Origin of the sequence: Lysinibacillus sphaericus (assembly GCF_006864135.1) — a bacterium.
Classification (GTDB): Bacteria; Bacillota; Bacilli; order Bacillales_A; family Planococcaceae; genus Lysinibacillus.
Genome location: NZ_SADV01000003.1, coordinates 282,211 through 297,534, shown reverse-complemented (window position 1 = coordinate 297,534; position 15,324 = coordinate 282,211). Strand labels below are relative to the sequence as shown.

13 protein-coding genes and 2 riboswitches are annotated in these 15,324 nt (G+C 36.0%); of the genes, 6 read left to right on the top strand and 7 right to left on the bottom strand.

What is annotated here, in order from left to right:
- Window positions 1–97 precede the first annotated feature (97 nt).
- On the top strand, window positions 98–1,492 hold the full coding sequence (locus C7Y47_RS05710) for a UDP-N-acetylmuramoyl-tripeptide--D-alanyl-D-alanine ligase (RefSeq protein ID WP_142507866.1): 1,395 nt from the start codon (window positions 98–100) through the stop codon (window positions 1,490–1,492).
- 131 nt (window positions 1,493–1,623) lie between these two features.
- On the top strand, window positions 1,624–3,009 hold the full coding sequence (locus tag C7Y47_RS05705; RefSeq protein WP_142507865.1) for a UDP-N-acetylmuramoyl-tripeptide--D-alanyl-D-alanine ligase: 1,386 nt from the start codon (window positions 1,624–1,626) through the stop codon (window positions 3,007–3,009).
- Between the two features lie 209 nt (window positions 3,010–3,218).
- Here the strand turns inward: C7Y47_RS05705 and C7Y47_RS05700 are convergent, their stop codons facing one another.
- From C7Y47_RS05700 to C7Y47_RS05685, 4 genes are all read right to left on the bottom strand, one after another.
- Complete coding sequence (locus C7Y47_RS05700; RefSeq protein ID WP_142507864.1) at window positions 3,219–4,151, bottom strand: C40 family peptidase; 933 nt, start codon at window positions 4,149–4,151, stop codon at window positions 3,219–3,221.
- Between the two features lie 572 nt (window positions 4,152–4,723).
- Entirely contained in the window at window positions 4,724–5,086 is a 363-nt protein-coding gene (locus tag C7Y47_RS05695; protein WP_142507863.1) for a VOC family protein, read from the bottom strand.
- Window positions 5,087–5,145: 59 nt separating this feature from the next.
- Window positions 5,146–5,544, bottom strand: a complete 399-nt coding sequence (locus C7Y47_RS05690; protein WP_142507862.1) for a DUF5367 domain-containing protein — start codon at window positions 5,542–5,544, stop codon at window positions 5,146–5,148.
- Window positions 5,545–5,560: 16 nt separating this feature from the next.
- Window positions 5,561–6,133, bottom strand: coding sequence for a TetR/AcrR family transcriptional regulator (locus C7Y47_RS05685; RefSeq protein ID WP_142507861.1), 573 nt, complete (start codon window positions 6,131–6,133; stop codon window positions 5,561–5,563).
- A gap of 177 nt (window positions 6,134–6,310) precedes the next feature.
- Window positions 6,311–6,490, top strand: a riboswitch (cobalamin riboswitch).
- A gap of 318 nt (window positions 6,491–6,808) precedes the next feature.
- Between C7Y47_RS05685 and metE the strand changes: the two genes are divergently transcribed.
- The 3 genes from metE to C7Y47_RS05670 all read left to right on the top strand — a co-directional run bounded on the left by metE (window position 6,809) and on the right by C7Y47_RS05670 (window position 11,458).
- On the top strand, window positions 6,809–9,103 hold the full coding sequence (gene metE / locus C7Y47_RS05680; protein ID WP_142507860.1) for a 5-methyltetrahydropteroyltriglutamate--homocysteine S-methyltransferase: 2,295 nt from the start codon (window positions 6,809–6,811) through the stop codon (window positions 9,101–9,103).
- A gap of 175 nt (window positions 9,104–9,278) precedes the next feature.
- A riboswitch (cobalamin riboswitch) is annotated at window positions 9,279–9,469 on the top strand.
- A gap of 214 nt (window positions 9,470–9,683) precedes the next feature.
- Window positions 9,684–9,866: a hypothetical protein gene (locus C7Y47_RS05675; RefSeq protein WP_142507859.1), complete on the top strand. Its 183-nt coding sequence runs from the start codon at window positions 9,684–9,686 to the stop codon at window positions 9,864–9,866.
- A 233-nt stretch (window positions 9,867–10,099) separates the two neighbouring features.
- Window positions 10,100–11,458, top strand: coding sequence for a PepSY-associated TM helix domain-containing protein (locus C7Y47_RS05670; protein WP_142507858.1), 1,359 nt, complete (start codon window positions 10,100–10,102; stop codon window positions 11,456–11,458).
- Between the two features lie 54 nt (window positions 11,459–11,512).
- Here C7Y47_RS05670 and C7Y47_RS05665 read toward each other — a convergent pair whose 3' ends face one another.
- The 3 genes from C7Y47_RS05665 to C7Y47_RS05655 all read right to left on the bottom strand — a co-directional run bounded on the left by C7Y47_RS05665 (window position 11,513) and on the right by C7Y47_RS05655 (window position 14,383).
- Window positions 11,513–12,118, bottom strand: coding sequence for a response regulator transcription factor (locus C7Y47_RS05665; RefSeq protein ID WP_142507857.1), 606 nt, complete (start codon window positions 12,116–12,118; stop codon window positions 11,513–11,515).
- Window positions 12,115–13,098 (bottom strand): sensor histidine kinase, encoded by a 984-nt coding sequence (locus C7Y47_RS05660; RefSeq protein WP_255505024.1) that lies wholly within the window; start codon window positions 13,096–13,098, stop codon window positions 12,115–12,117. The genes C7Y47_RS05665 and C7Y47_RS05660 overlap by 4 nt, the downstream gene beginning before the upstream one ends.
- A gap of 151 nt (window positions 13,099–13,249) precedes the next feature.
- Window positions 13,250–14,383 (bottom strand): DUF418 domain-containing protein, encoded by a 1,134-nt coding sequence (locus C7Y47_RS05655; RefSeq protein WP_142507940.1) that lies wholly within the window; start codon window positions 14,381–14,383, stop codon window positions 13,250–13,252.
- A gap of 365 nt (window positions 14,384–14,748) precedes the next feature.
- Here C7Y47_RS05655 and C7Y47_RS05650 point away from each other — a divergent pair, with 365 nt between their 5' ends.
- A complete protein-coding gene (locus tag C7Y47_RS05650; RefSeq protein WP_142507855.1) occupies window positions 14,749–15,219 on the top strand; it encodes a hypothetical protein in 471 nt (156 codons plus the stop codon).
- Window positions 15,220–15,324 lie beyond the last annotated feature (105 nt).

Here is a 15,324-nt window from a genome sequence, read left to right as displayed (position 1 = left end):
GCGAAGAAATAGATTTCTTCTAGTTATGTATCTTGCATCCATCCAAGCAACTTTTAAGAAGTTACATATACTAGAGGGGAAAGGAGGGGAGATTGATATGAAGCCTCTTACGGTGCAGGATTTAAAAGCGATAACTGCAGGCCAATTAGTGCAAGGGTCGGACGAAGTGTTGATTCAACATGGAGCTTATCGACTGAAGCAAGTGAAAAAACCAAATACCGTCCTTTTTACAAATAAGCGTATTGTGAACTGGAAAGAGTATAAGTCACTTTATCCTATAGTGCTTGTAACCGATAGACGATACAGTCAAAATGAATTACCTGAGCAAATAATTATGATTAGAGTAGAAGATTCAGATGAGGCCTATTGGAAGTTTGTAAATTTTTATCGTAATCAATTTAAGATCCCTGTAGTAGCCATTACGGGTACTTCTGGAAAATCGACGACGAAGGAAATGATCAAACATATCCTTTCTGCAGAAAAAAATGTAGTATCCACGCCACTTAGTAGTAATTCTAGAACTGCTTCTTTACAATATTTACTGAATATTGATGATCGTACCGATGCAGCCGTTTTTGAAACTGCTGTTGGTTCACCGGGGGACATCAAGCTTGCGGGGGACTATTTCAAGCCGACTATTGGGATTATTACAAATATTGGGGCACACCATTTAAATTATTGTAAAACTTTAGAGGGGTATATCCAAGCAAAGGGTGAAATGCTGGACATTATTAGTCCCACAGGCTCCTTAATCCTTAATGCTGATGATGTCAACACCAGTAAAATAGATTTATCGAAGTTTCAAGGACGCATTATAAAAGTAGGTAAGCATGAATCCTGTGATTTCCAGGCAAGAAATATTCGCTACCACAAAAATGGTATGCTGTTCAATGTTTATCATAAGAAGAAACTCTATGAAATCTATGTACCAGGTTTTGGCGAGCATCAAGTATATAATGCGCTCACGGCAATTGCAGCTATTTGTGAAATGGGTTTGCCGATTTCTTTAGCAGCTGAACAACTGCAATCATTCCGAAAATTAAATAAGCAGCTTCAGGTGTTTAAGGGCATTAATAATTCCATATTACTAGATGATACATGGAATATAACGACTACTTCTTTGGAGGCAGGATTAAAGGTTTTGAAGGCTCTCGGGGAGGGCAAGAAAAAGATTGCCATTATTGGGACGATAACAGATTTAGGGTCTTGGGGATATATAATTCACGAACAAGCGGGAGAATTAATTAGTGAAATTGGAGTCGATGTACTGATTACGATAGGGGAACATGCAAGTATTATGGCGCTTCACGCCATTGAGGCAGGAATGAGTTCACCGGTGTATATTTTTAAAAATAGTACGCGCGTCTATAAATTGTTAGAAGAAATTGTAGATGAAAATACAGTTCTTTTCATTAAAGGTGATATGTATAGTAAAGAAGTTTCTAAGTTGGCAGATGATTTAAAAATAAAAAAATCTTCAACTTCTGAATAGATTTCACCTAAATAAATATTATTTTTTATCATTTACTAGAAAGAGCATATTTATAGTTAATTGCTAGAAATGCATAAACTATGATACGCATTTATTCAGAAATAATTTTATAGAAAGGGGGCGTAGTTAACTTGCAACATATAAGTGTGAGCGATATAAGAAAATTATTACAAGGAGAATTATTAAGCGGTTCTGAACACTGGTCTGTTAAACATGCAATTTATTATAACCGACATGAACTGACTCAAAATCATACACTTATGTTTGTTAGTAAAAGTGATCAAATTAACTGGCAAGAAATAGATCGAAAGGGACCATCTCTTGTCATTTCTGATAAATCATCAGAGGAATTGAAAAATGCGCTGAAAAATACGACCGTTATACGCGTCAAGACTATTTTGCATGCCTATTGGAAATTTATGGGACATTACAGAAATTTATTTCAAATACCAGTCGTTGCTTTGACCGGAACATGTGGTAAAACGACAACGAAAGAAATGATTAAACATATAGCTAGTAAGGAATGGAATGTTCAAGCATCTGTCAGTAGTAAAAATGAGCCACGGCAATCCTTACCGTACTTGACTGGAATTGATCAGAATACAAAAGCAGCTATCTTTGAATTAGGACTAGGTAATATCGGTAATATTAAACACCAATGTATGATCTATCAGCCTACGATTGGTATTATTACGAATATTGGTGTCCATCATTTAGATGGATGCAATAATCTAGATGGCTATATCAAGGCAAAGGCTGAAATTGTAGAAGGAATAAGAAAAGATGGCACGTTAATCATTAATGGTGATGATGAAAACATTAAAAAAATCCCCCTAAATAAATTTAAAGGAAAGATTATTACCTTTGGCGTTAACGAAAAGGCAGATTATCAAGCTACGAATATACAATTTACAAAAGGCGGCATGAAATTTGTACTAAAAGTGTCAAATAACAAATACAATTTATTTGTTCCAGGATACGGAGAACACCAAGTATATAACGCATTAGCGGCTATAGCTGCCGTAAAGGAAATGGGACTTTCCATTGCTGTTGCAATTTCGCAATTAAAAACGTTCAAAGCGATGGCAAGACACTTAGAATTTTCTACAGGCATCGGTAAATGTACTATAATAGATGATACTTGGACAAATAACCCGACTTCTGTTGAAGCGGCACTAAAGGTTTTAGATACGATAGGAAAAGGGAAGAAAGTAATTCTTATTTTAGGTGACATTAAGAGGTTAGGAAATTTCGAAGAAAAATATCATCGAGAAATTGGCACAATGGTTGCGAAAAGAACTATTGATACGCTTATTACTATTGGCAATAGAGCAGAAAATATTGCGAACCAAGCGTTGAAGGACGGCACCAAGGCAGATGTTCATAAGTTTAAAGATGTGACAGGTGTTTTAGATGTACTAAAGCAGAAGCTTGATAGTGAAACCATTGTCCTTATTAAAGGTCCAATGTCTAGCAGATCTATGATAGAATTTGCGAATCAGTTAAAACGTAAATAATTAACAAGCTGGGACATAACGAAAAGGCTCCTTCATAAAGCCAAATAATCTCACAATAACTAGAAAAACCGAACTATTCCGAAACCCTTCATAAGCGTTTCATTGGATAGTTCGGTATTTTTGTTTGTTGAAACACATTTGTTCCAGCAAACATTAATTGTGTTGAGCATTGCAAATTCAAGTATTTGAAATGATGCTAGTAAACGTTCTTAAAAAACACGTTTTGCTGTAATATAATGCTCTTTATAATAGTCAACCATTAGTACTCTTGTAGTAATACCACTTGAACTTGGAATGATAATACGTTGATCTCCGGCATAGATAGCTACTTGTGAAGGGTTTTTAGAGCCTTTAGCACTATTAAAGAACACTAAATCACCCTTTTTTAAATTGGTACGTGAAACCGTTGTTCCAACATTCATTAGTTGCTTTAAATTGGTTGTACCAAGTTTAACTCCACTTTTACGATAGACGAAATCTACATATCCTGGCGCTGTAAAGCGAAGACTTGCTTCATTATTTGTTGAGCTCATCGTTACTTTATTTTTATAATTAAAGGCGTTTTCAACAATCTTATCGCCTTTCGTTGCAGGATTAGCTGACAGTAATGAAGGTAATACTCTACGTGCCCCTACATAATTATCTTTATAATATGGTTTACTATTTAAATCAGAAATCACAATATTTTGCTTGGAATCAGCCATATGAATCATTTTGTTGTTTCCGATATACATACCAACGTGGTCAGGGTCTGTCCCAGTTTTTTTACTCTTAAAGAATAGTAAATCACCTTTTTGTAATTGATTTCTGTTAACCGGCGTTCCTTGCTGTAACATATAATCTTCATTATAAGTTGCAAGGTCAACACCATTTTTCTCGAAAATGTACATAATAAATGAAGCACAAGAAAATTTATAAGGATATGTAGCCTTGTATACAGAATTGCTGTACGTTGCCTTACCAATTAAGCTTTTTCCAGTTTGAATTAGTTGATCTGCTTTCGCATTAACAGCTTGTGAGTTATTATAGGCATTTGTTGTTGCAGCCTCAACTTCTATAGGTTGAACAGTTGGCTGTACCATCCCCACTGTGCTAAAACCTATCGTCAATGCTAATGTTGTTGTTAAAAATCGTTTATTCATGTTGTTAATTTCCTCCTGAAGCTATTGTTAGGATTAATCCTAATTTGGTTTGTCACTGGAATTAATCGTAGCATGAAAAAGTAGGGCTTCTTTGAGGAAATTGTTACCACGCTGGATGGGGATTCGCTGTAAACACCTTATATAAAAGGCTTCATCGCCTTAATTTACAGTTCTATTACAAATGTTTCAGTTGGGTGAAGTGTTAGTGGAAAACGACAGTCAAAGGGGCAGGAAGTACAAGCTTTTCTATGCGTTGAAAGGAGGCATTGAAAGACTAAACGACAATCATACATATACATTACCATGGAATACTTAGCGATAGTTCATCTTTGGGATCTAGCGAGAAATAGCGGTTCCATGGAGTGAGCGTTGGGGATTAGTGTCACAAATGAGACACTGGAGCGCAAGCGAGATAGGTCTCGAACGCCCCTAGTACTTCTCATTATGCTTACAAATTTAGGCACAGCTTTGTGTGTGGATCTTTTTTGCTCTTTAGAAGGCGGATGACATTGTGTTAAAACGGCGTTGCTTTGCTGAAGATTTACAGCATGCCTTCCAGTCAACTGTTTTCCTTAAATTTCTTGAATCATCTCTACTCTATTACCGAATGGATCTCTAAATTCAAAGCGTTCAAAATGAGGAATAGGAACTGAATCGAAAATTTCTATATGGTGTTCGGCTAAGACCTTCTTCCAATGTTCTATATTTTCAACTTGATAAGCAATATGAGCTTTTGTCGTTAATCTATCAAAGCCATCCTCTGTCCCCACATGTACCTCTTTATTGCCGACCTGTAACCAAAATCCACCTCGTCCTTTCAACGAATCAGGCTTTTCAAGTTCATGTAGTCCTAATACTTGACAGTAAAAATGTTTCCCTTGTTCTTCTTCACCTTTTGGAATTGTTATTTGAACGTGATGTAAGCCTATCACCATTTTTCCCACTCCTTTAATTGTAATCGATACTTACTTCTAGGCTTATATTGTCAAATCCTTTAATTTGACGAAGGAATAGTTTTTTTTCTCACGAATGTGGCCTTTGTAAAACCAGTCATGACAATTAGGGAATAAGCCCATAATAGCCATGAGGCGAAATATCGATCTAAGACAGCCGATAAGTTGGGAAACATATCGTCGAAGACTAATAAAACGACTGCATCGATAAGCATTCCAGGTAATGCGATGCAGATTGCAGCCAGTAATCGCTCTGTACCTTTTATTTTTTTTATAGAATAAATAGGTATTGTCGCTAGCCAAACGATTGGAAAAGCTAAAATGTAAGTAGCTATCATGAGGGGAGGTTCTTTAAGGGTAAAAAAGTAATGCCCTATAAATCGAAACACGGCACTTGCTACAAACCAAATCCCAAAACCCCAGCATAAAAAGAATCGCATAGTGTTCCTCCTCTAATTATTTTCCTAGACGATGTAATGTCTCAAGGATTTTTTCTAATTGCTGATAAAATACATCTATATCGAAATCGTCCCGCATCATCACTTGTATGGCCAAGCCATCAATTAGCGCGTTGAAAAAAATGCTCCAAGTTTCCATCGACACGCCATCAATTGGTGATGTATCCCATAATTTGTTTAAAATATTACGCAAATGTTCATTTTCGGCCGCTAAAATTTGTCCAATTTGCTGTCTAATAGTCGGGTTCGTAAAGCCAAAGACGATTAAGGTGAAAAATAATTTATGATAAAAGGCATCATCTTCATATCGACTTTTTGCAGAAAGAAGTGCAGATTGAATCATTTCTTGATCGGTCGTCAAAATCTCATGCCAAGAATTATCACAGATGTCTTGAACTATTTCGAGAATGATTTGCTCTTTTGATTTGAAATGATAATAAATAGTTCCTTGTGTCACACCAGCTTGCTCAGCAACAGCCTTTAAGGTGAATTTTTCAATCCCTTTTTCTACTAAACTGTACTTGGCAGCCATTAATAAATCTGACTTTTCGATACCAGTAGGCTTTGCCATTCATTGACACCCCCATTGTTATTAGTTAGTTAGATAACTAACTTAAAAATAACAAAATATACCTATGTTTACAAGGGGTATTTTGGTAATTAGATGTGTGGGGCTCCTAAGTGTTGGATTGAAATGTAAAAATAAATCTACTTTTCTGAAAAATATGTGTTATAGTAAAACATAATTAAATAATGTGTAAGAGTTGGTGCCAAATGAAAGTTTGGCTTAAAAGGGAAGTCGGTGCAAATCCGACGCTGTCCCGCAACTGTATATCGGAGCAAATCACAATTGCCACTGGGGAAACTGGGAAGGCTGTGAGGCGTGTTGATGAGAAGCCAGGAGACCTGCCAATTTCTAGTACACACCAAATACCTACGTGGAAATAGGTGGTGAGATGTGACCGTATCGTCCCTGTGCGACAAAGAATCATGCGATATCTTGTAACAATTTCGTATTGTTTTTTCATAGCTATTTTTAATTTGCGATAACAGCCATTTTCCAAAAAAGGAGAGTGGCTTTTTTTTTACTTCTTATTAGAAGTTAAAGCCTCTGGCCGATGTAACGGAATCGGAAAGAAGACCGAAATGACCGACATCGTGTCGGCCCTCATACTGGCCTAAGCACATAGGGCCGATTCCGGACTCAATAATGCCGAGGCATACTTAATGGATCGGAGAGATGAACATGATTTATACAAGTACTATAGTTGGTTATCCGTATATCGGAGAAGATCGTGAATGGAAAAAGGCTTTAGAGGCTTTTTGGAAAAATGAGCTTTCAGAGGGTGAATTTTTGCAGAACTTAAAGGATATTCGTCTAGCCCGAATTAACAAGCAGCTTCAACTTGGAATAGACCTGATAACTGTTGGAGATTTCACACTTTATGACAGAATGTTAGATACGGCAATGATGTTTGGCTTAGTTCCAAAGCGCTTTGATTGGCAGGGAGACAAAGTTGATTTACAAACATACTATGGGGTAGCTCGTGGTAGTAAAAAAGCCGTGGCTAGTGAGATGACGAAATGGTTTTATACAAATTATCATTATATCGTGCCAGAATACGATGGACAAGCTTTGCAATTAACAGAAAATAAAATATTGGCAGATTTTTTAGAGGCTAAGGAAGCGTTTGGTATTACTGCAAAGCCTACATTGATTGGCCCTTATACATTTTGTAAATTAACGAAAGGCTATGACAAACTATCGCAGATTACATTTATTTTAGCATTATTACCACTTTATACGCAGGTCCTAAAGGAGCTCGTGGATGCAGGTGCACAGTGGATTCAATTAGAAGAACCACTTCTTGCCACAACATTAGATGAAGCGGAAGTTAAACTTGTTCAAGAAATTTATACACAATTAGCTGCATCAGTACCCGAAGCTAAAATTATGCTACAAACTTATTTCGAATCATTATCAGCATATGAGTCAATTGTAAAACTTCCTGTTCGTGGGATTGGGTTAGACTTTGTGCATGGCTACGGCAAAAATATGGAGGCATTACGTCAATTTGGCTTCCCAAAAGATAAAATATTGGCTGTTGGTATTATTAATGGAAGAGATATTTGGCGTTCCAATCTAGCAGAAGTTAGCTCAACTATTAAAGCCATTGAACAGCTTAGTGACGCAAAAGAACTATGGATTCAATCTTCATGTAACTTACAGCATGTTCCAATTACGACCACACTTGAAACTAAGCTTGAACCAGTTCTTAAAAATGCCCTCGCCTTTGCGGATGAAAAATTAGTTGAAATCATGGAAGTAACAAAATATTTACAGGGCCAAGACAGTCCCTCAAATTACAAACTATCGGAAAGTATGAAGGCGATTGAAGAGTTGAAAAATCATCCGATTCGCCAAAATAAAGATGTTCAAAAAACGGTTCGAACAGTGTCGATACAAGACTTTGAACGCCATAGCGATTTTAAAGCACGGCAAAAGATTCAACAGCAAGCATTGCAATTACCACTGTTCCCAACGACAACAATTGGGAGCTTTCCACAATCGGATGAAGTCAAACGTACACGAAGTGCATGGCGCAAGAAACAAATTTCAAATGAGGATTATGCAGTATTTGTAGAACATGAGACAAAGCGTTGGATTACTATTCAAGAGGAATTAGATATCGACGTTCTTGTGCACGGTGAATTTGAGCGCACAGATATGGTTGAATATTTCGGGGAGAAACTAACAGGTTTTGCATTTACGGAGAAAGCATGGGTTGTTTCATACGGTTCCCGCTGTGTGAAGCCACCAATTATTTACGGTGACGTTGCATGGGAAGCACCGATGACAGTCAAAGAAACAGCCTATGCTCAAAGCCAAACGAAACGCTATATAAAAGGTATGCTTACGGGTCCTGTGACAATTTTAAATTGGTCCTTTGTACGGGATGATATTTCCCGAAAGGATGTAACATATCAGATTGCTTTGGCACTCCGAGAAGAGGTGGAAGCACTAGAAGCTGCAGGCATTTCAATTATTCAGGTTGATGAACCAGCATTACGAGAAGGCTTGCCGCTTCGTAAAGAAAATTGGGGAACGTACTTAGAGTGGACAGTAAATGCTTTTAAACTTGCTACATCTAGCGTGAAGGATGAAACACAAATCCATACACATATGTGCTATTGCGAGTTTAATGATTTTATCGAGCCAATTAGTGCATTGGACGCTGATGTTATTTCCATCGAAACGTCACGTAGCCATGGCGAGTTAATTTCTTCTCTGCAAGTCAATCCGTATGAAAAAGGAATTGGGCTAGGTGTTTATGATATTCATAGTCCACGTGTACCGAGTGAAAAGGAAATGCTAAGCATAATGCAGGATAGCTTACAGGTTTTATCAAAAAATCAATTTTGGGTGAATCCTGACTGTGGTTTAAAAACAAGGAAGGAGCCAGAAACAATCTCAGCACTGACGAATATGGTAGCTGCAGCAAAAACACTTCGTCAACAAGTACAACAATCTACATTTTAAGGAGAAACTTGACTTCTTTTATGAGGTCAAGTTTTTTATCTTCATATAGCGAAATTTTTGTAGCAAAAGCAAATCTACAATTACAGAAGAGGCTGAGGGATGGAGAGATCGGTCAAAACATAGATAGATGGTAGAAGTACTCGATTATAACAGGTACTATGGTATAATAATAAAAACGGAATAATAAGATAGAGGTACAAATCGGCAATTCGATTTGTTTAAAAGGGAAGATCGGTGTAAATCCGACGCTGTCCCGCAACTGTAAATGTGAGCATGTTTCAAAAGACCACTGTTACGCATTGTAATGGGAAGGTGAAAAGTGTGATGAACATAAGCCAGGAGACCTGCCTTTATCTAGTACAACCAAAAAACCTACGTGGATAGGGGGTGTTGAGTGTGACTAGAGAAATTCTCCTGCATGCTCATAGTACGATGATTGCAAAAAAGGTAGCTTCTATAACGAATAGAAAGCTTTTTTCGCCGTGTCAATCACCGTATTATGTCGTGTATTTGTCATAGTAGGCATCTTTCTGATGAAGGAAAGATGTTTTTTTATGTTAAAATTGAAGGAGTGTTACACATGAATCTGCAAGTAATCGAATATTATGAAAATCTATTAAAATTTGAAGTCATGGAAACGCAATATACAAGTACTTCTCAAACATTAAATGAGATAGTTGAAGAGTATATAGAGCAAAATGCTGTTCATGAAAATGATATTTTAACAGCTTATACGAATGTAATGAAAGAACTAATTGGATAAAGTGGCGTAATATCCCCACTGATTAATAGTCTTCACCAAGGTTAAAAGGCTACATAATGTTTATCTCATACGGGACATTATGTAGCCTTTTCTATGAAAACAAGGGTTTAATCTAATTATATCAATAGGAATACATCTATTTGTCATAAAAAAACCTCTAGGACTTCATACTTATTTCACTTTTTATCTATATAATAATTTTGCGCTTATTATTATAGATTGGAGAATTAGACATGAAGAACACGCTTTATCAGAGCTTTTGGCGAACGCACTTTTATGCCGCATTATTTATTACTCCACTTCTTATTTCACTAACGTTAAGTGGTATAGGTTTTTTATTTTATACCAATGTTGAAAATCAGTTATATGATAAATACTTTTTTGGTGAAAGTGGAAAAACCGAGGTTCAATCTATTGATGATGCTGTTAAACTTGCAGAAGATTCATATGCTGGCTATAAAACAAATAAAATTATAGAGCTAGAAGAGCCTTACAATACTCGTTTATCGATGAAGAATGCAGAAGGCAAAGAGAAATATGTGTTCCTAGATAGTCATAACCAAATTATCGGTGGTCAAGATGCTGATTACACATTTGCAAATATTATGAGAAATGCCCATAGTTCCTTATTTATTGGGGGAACGGTTGTCAATTATTTAGTAGAATTAGCGGCTTGTTGGGCTATTTTCTTACTATTTTCAGGCATTTACATGACGTTTAAAGCAAAAATACTAAAGAAAACAAAGCAGACAAATAAACGTCAAAAGAGTAGAAAATTCCATGCGCTTGTTGGAACAATTATAACAATTCCAATGCTTGTTATTATTTTCACAGGCTTACCATGGTCAGCACTAATGGGGAAATATATTTATCAAGCTTCACAAGATCATCCATCTTTCGGTACGCCGTTATTACAGCAGCAGCCACCTACATCTGATGTCAGTGAGATTCCCTGGGCTACTCGTCAAGAAACCCCTCCATCGTCAGATTCGGCACATGCAGCGCACCATGGTATGGGGGCTAATATGGGCTATGTTGCTAACCCTAACCAACTGAGTGTGGAAAAGCTGCAACATGAAATTGATGCAATGAATATATCAAAACCATACGCTATTATTTATCCTACTAGTGAAGACGGTGTCTATACAGTTGCAAAATCTAGTAACACTGGTGTCACAGGGCTTGATGTTAGTCCGTATGATGAAACGACAATGTATTTTGATCAATATAGCGGAAAATATATAGACAAGGTTGGATATGAGGACTATGGTATTCTTGCCAAATGGTTTACATGGGGAATTCCTTTGCATGAAGGTCACTTGTTTGGTTGGCCAAATAAATTAATCAATTTACTAGTATGTCTAGCGTTTTTAGTAGTTATTATTTGGGGAATTAGTACATGGCTACTGCGAAAGAAACAAGGTATGCTATCTGCACCACCTAAAATCTCTCAAAAGGTATCCATTCCTTTTATCATCTTCATGATTATTTTAGGTATACTGATGCCACTATTTGGGCTATCATTAATTGCTGTAGTACTCGTAGAAATAATAATAAATTTAGTATCTAAAAATAAAAAAGAAGTCCATTAAAAAAAGCGATTACTGTATCCTATAAATAAGGAATACAGTATCGCTTTTCTTTTTTTAAAGCCACCCTTTATCACTGGCGATTTGCACAGCTTGTTGTCTAGACTCGACATGAAGTTTTTGAATAGAGGTAGATAAATAGTTTCGAATAGTGCCTTTCGTTAAAAATAATTTTTTACTAATCTCATTTGTTGAGAGTCCTTCTTTTACAAGCTGCAGAACAGCAATTTCACGATCATTTAGTGGATTCTGTTCTTTCATAAATAACGTAGCAGCTAAATCTCTACTAACTACTTTTTCACCATTCATCACTTTTCTTATTGTTGCAATTAAATAGTCGATTGGCTCATCTTTTAATAAATAACCTTGTACCTCACAATCCATCGCTTTTTGTAAATAGCCAGGGCGTGCAAAGGTTGTGACAATCATCACCTTGCACGGTAAATTTGCCTGTCTTATTTTTTCAGCAAGTTCAAGACCAGTAAGATTAGGCATTTCGATGTCCAATACGCAAACGTCGGGTAGCTCTTGTTGAATGTATTCCCACGCTGTTTGACCATCTGAAACTTCTGCAATCACTTCTATATCTGGTTCAAACGACAATAAGGAATTTAAGGCGCCACGTAACATTTGTTGATCTTCTGCTAATAATACTCTTATCATGTAGTTGGCTCCTTTTTATAGTGTTGGATTGGCATTGATAATGTCACAATCGTTCCGCCTGTCGGGAAATTGTCAATGGAAGCATTTCCTTGAAGGGCATTCATTCGTTCTTTCATCGATGAGAGTCCATTCCCATTCCCATGGCCTTGGTTATGTAAGCCAATACCATCGTCCACAACGTTTATCTTTAAAATCCCATTATTATAGTTGATATCTATTTGGCATTTTTTTGCTTGGCTATGTTTAATAATATTGGTAGTTGTTTCACGAAGACATAAGGACAGCATCGTTTCTTCCACACTAGCTAGTAGTAGCTTAGGACAGTTATTTTTTATTTTTATGGAGATATCTGCTGTTTGTAAATGCTGCTTACAATGAATAAGCTCACTTTCTAACGAAATAAAATTCATATCGGAAACTAATTCTCTTACTTGCTTTAGCGCTGTTCGTGTTGTTGCTAAAATATCATTTAACTCATCTTTAACACGCATCGTATCTTTATCGACTAATTTTGTAGTTAGCTCGGTTTTTACTTTAATCATTGTCAATGTATGGCCAAGCGTATCGTGGAGGTCCCTTGCAATACGTTGTCTTTCTTCTTGCTGAACAAGCTGGGTATTTATCTCTGTTAATTCCAATTGTAATTTTTTGGACTTTTCTATGTAGTAAATTAGCATTGGAAATAGTAGCTGAATGATCATTATGGGTATCAATGCTTGGAATTGTAATTTATAAGATGCTCCTGATTCAAACCAAATAACTATAAAAAACATTAAGGCAACGGCAATCATTCCTATAGCAATATGCCATTTCTTTTGAGCTCTCCCAATTAAATCAGCAAATGTAAATCCAAATAATAACATAGTAGATCCTTCATAAATACCCAGTATGATAATAAGTGTAAAGCCTAGTAAAGAAGCTAACAGTAAACGCCAATCTTTAAACCATAAAGCAACATAGAAGGCTACTAAAAATAACATAAGAATAATTATTTTAGCTATTAACGGTAATTGAGAATTCGAACTTAATACCATGGTAAATAAAAAAACGAGTGATACAACATCGATAATTAAATACCGTTTTGACTGATCTCTTGGATAAATCTTTATAGTTCACACCAACCCTTTGTGATTATTTCTGTGTGACACTTTGAATGGCATGTTTCCGAACCCATTCCATTGGCCCAATATGAAAATGCTTGATACAAATATGTGCAATGAAAAGTTGTAGAAGGGAAAGGGTTAGCCAAATGCTGATAACTTCAATACTAGTTAATTTTCCACCTAAACCTAAGCCCCAGCCATAGAAAATAATAGATGCAATAATATTTTGCAGCACATAGCAACTTAAAGACATTTTCCCAATCTCACCAAATCTCTTCCATAACCAATCAAGCTTCTTATATTCTACCATTTTGCCTAATATTCCAATATAACCAATAGATAGGATTGGTGCAAATAAATATCGAACAGGTAAATCAAATACTCCTCCAGGAATAAAGATTAGGAGATTTAAAGGTATCCCAATAAAAATACCGATTTTGAATAGCTTTTGACGCGCCTGACGTCCTCTGTCATCTTGTAAAAATACACCATTCCTCATTAGCTTAACACCAAGTAAAAATAAAAAGATATTCATGGGGATAATAAAAATAGCTTCTGTTCTAAAATAAAGAAAATGTGTTAAACGATTTTGTATTTGCTCAAACCAAGTGCCATTTTCATAAAGACTAACGATTGGATCGAGCCCAACAATGGAAACATTAGCGCCACCCTGCAATGTGCCGACTAAAATCAATAGAATCATTAGTGCATGGAAACTACCAAAAACGTATAACGCACGTTTAATCGCTTTGTCACCAAATTTGACGATAAAGGCAACGATAACAGCTGTCACAGCATAGCTCATTAAAATATCATATTCCATAACTAAGGTGAAGTGGATAAGACCCTCCATAAATAAAAAGACTATCGTCCAAATATACATGCCTGGCCAAACATTTCCTTTTCGCAAAGCTTGCTGATATTTTAATTCCAGACCAACACCAAACATGATTGTTAATAAACCAAGGAGTTTACCGTTTACTAAAAAAAGGACTGCCATTCGTAGAAAATCGTTCAATGACCACCAACCTGAATAACTACTCGTTGTGATATACGAAATGTCTCCAAGATATGCAAAAATCCAAATATTTGTGCCAAGTGTCCCTAATACGGCAAAGCCTCGTAACATATCGATTAGGGGTAATCTTTGTTGAACTTTCATCATAAAATCACTCTTTCTTTGTTTTCTTACAATAATGATAAGAAAACGAAAGGAAAAAACATATTCACACCAGTCAAAGGTTCCTTATGACAGGTGTCATTTTATGTAGCGAAAACTAACGGTCAGCTAAAAGACCTTACTTTAAATTAACGGGTTAACAATTTAATTGGGAGTTCAATTAGCATACGAATTGGACCCTTCTCATTTGTTGATATATAATGATTTTCGTCGTTTAAACAAGTTGATTAGCATTGAAACTAACAATACAATTAGCAACAGTCTGTTAACTTTCTCAATAAATGACATCATCTATATGGAGTAGACTGAAGAGTCTCCTCTTCATGTTAAACGGGAGGAACAATTATTTGAAAAAGTTTCGTGGAAAAAAGCGTTATTTCCGTAACTTATGGCGGGAGACAAAAGCCGAACGGTATAATTTGGACTTTGGAAAAGAAGGTTGGTTTGATTTATGGCACACCCATCTTGATTTTTACGGGGTTGGGAATAATAGTTTGAAAATAAAAAGAGAACATATAAAAGCAAATATAGCTTTATTGTATGGTTTATTAGATGAACTCCAAACACTCGGAAAACCATATCAATCGTGGATTGAAATAGTTGACGAAGATGCTGGTTTAGATGCTATCTATATACATACTCCTAATCCAAATGAGGACAATTTTCCACTTAAGATAGAAAAATTAAACTGGCATTGCACTGTCCCTAAATATTTGAAGGATATAATTGACCTAAAAGAATTTAATGTAGGACACTATAAGTGGGACTCATATAACTCCTACATAATTCAGTCCAAAAATAACGAGCTTGAATTATAAATTTATTAAAGCGAATAAAAAGCAGCCGAGAAATGAACTTCACCCCAATTGTTAGACACAGCATTTAACAATTGGTGGTGTAGTTTTTTTATGACTAAATTTACG

What these genes read in the sequence shown, in the direction of transcription:
- C7Y47_RS05660 (WP_255505024.1), bottom strand. Translation starts at nt 13,098, where the DNA reads ATGTTATTTTTAGTAGCCTTCTATGTTGCTTTATGGTTTAAAGATTGG.
- C7Y47_RS05700 (WP_142507864.1), bottom strand. Translation starts at nt 4,151, where the DNA reads ATGAATAAACGATTTTTAACAACAACATTAGCATTGACGATAGGTTTT.
- C7Y47_RS05710 (WP_142507866.1), top strand. Translation starts at nt 98, where the DNA reads ATGAAGCCTCTTACGGTGCAGGATTTAAAAGCGATAACTGCAGGCCAA.
- C7Y47_RS05665 (WP_142507857.1), bottom strand. Translation starts at nt 12,118, where the DNA reads ATGATAAGAGTATTATTAGCAGAAGATCAACAAATGTTACGTGGCGCC.
- C7Y47_RS05685 (WP_142507861.1), bottom strand. Translation starts at nt 6,133, where the DNA reads ATGGCAAAGCCTACTGGTATCGAAAAGTCAGATTTATTAATGGCTGCC.
- C7Y47_RS05655 (WP_142507940.1), bottom strand. Translation starts at nt 14,383, where the DNA reads ATGAAAGTTCAACAAAGATTACCCCTAATCGATATGTTACGAGGCTTT.
- C7Y47_RS05695 (WP_142507863.1), bottom strand. Translation starts at nt 5,086, where the DNA reads ATGGTGATAGGCTTACATCACGTTCAAATAACAATTCCAAAAGGTGAA.
- metE (WP_142507860.1), top strand. Translation starts at nt 6,809, where the DNA reads ATGATTTATACAAGTACTATAGTTGGTTATCCGTATATCGGAGAAGAT.
- C7Y47_RS05675 (WP_142507859.1), top strand. Translation starts at nt 9,684, where the DNA reads ATGAATCTGCAAGTAATCGAATATTATGAAAATCTATTAAAATTTGAA.
- C7Y47_RS05690 (WP_142507862.1), bottom strand. Translation starts at nt 5,544, where the DNA reads ATGCGATTCTTTTTATGCTGGGGTTTTGGGATTTGGTTTGTAGCAAGT.
- C7Y47_RS05670 (WP_142507858.1), top strand. Translation starts at nt 10,100, where the DNA reads ATGAAGAACACGCTTTATCAGAGCTTTTGGCGAACGCACTTTTATGCC.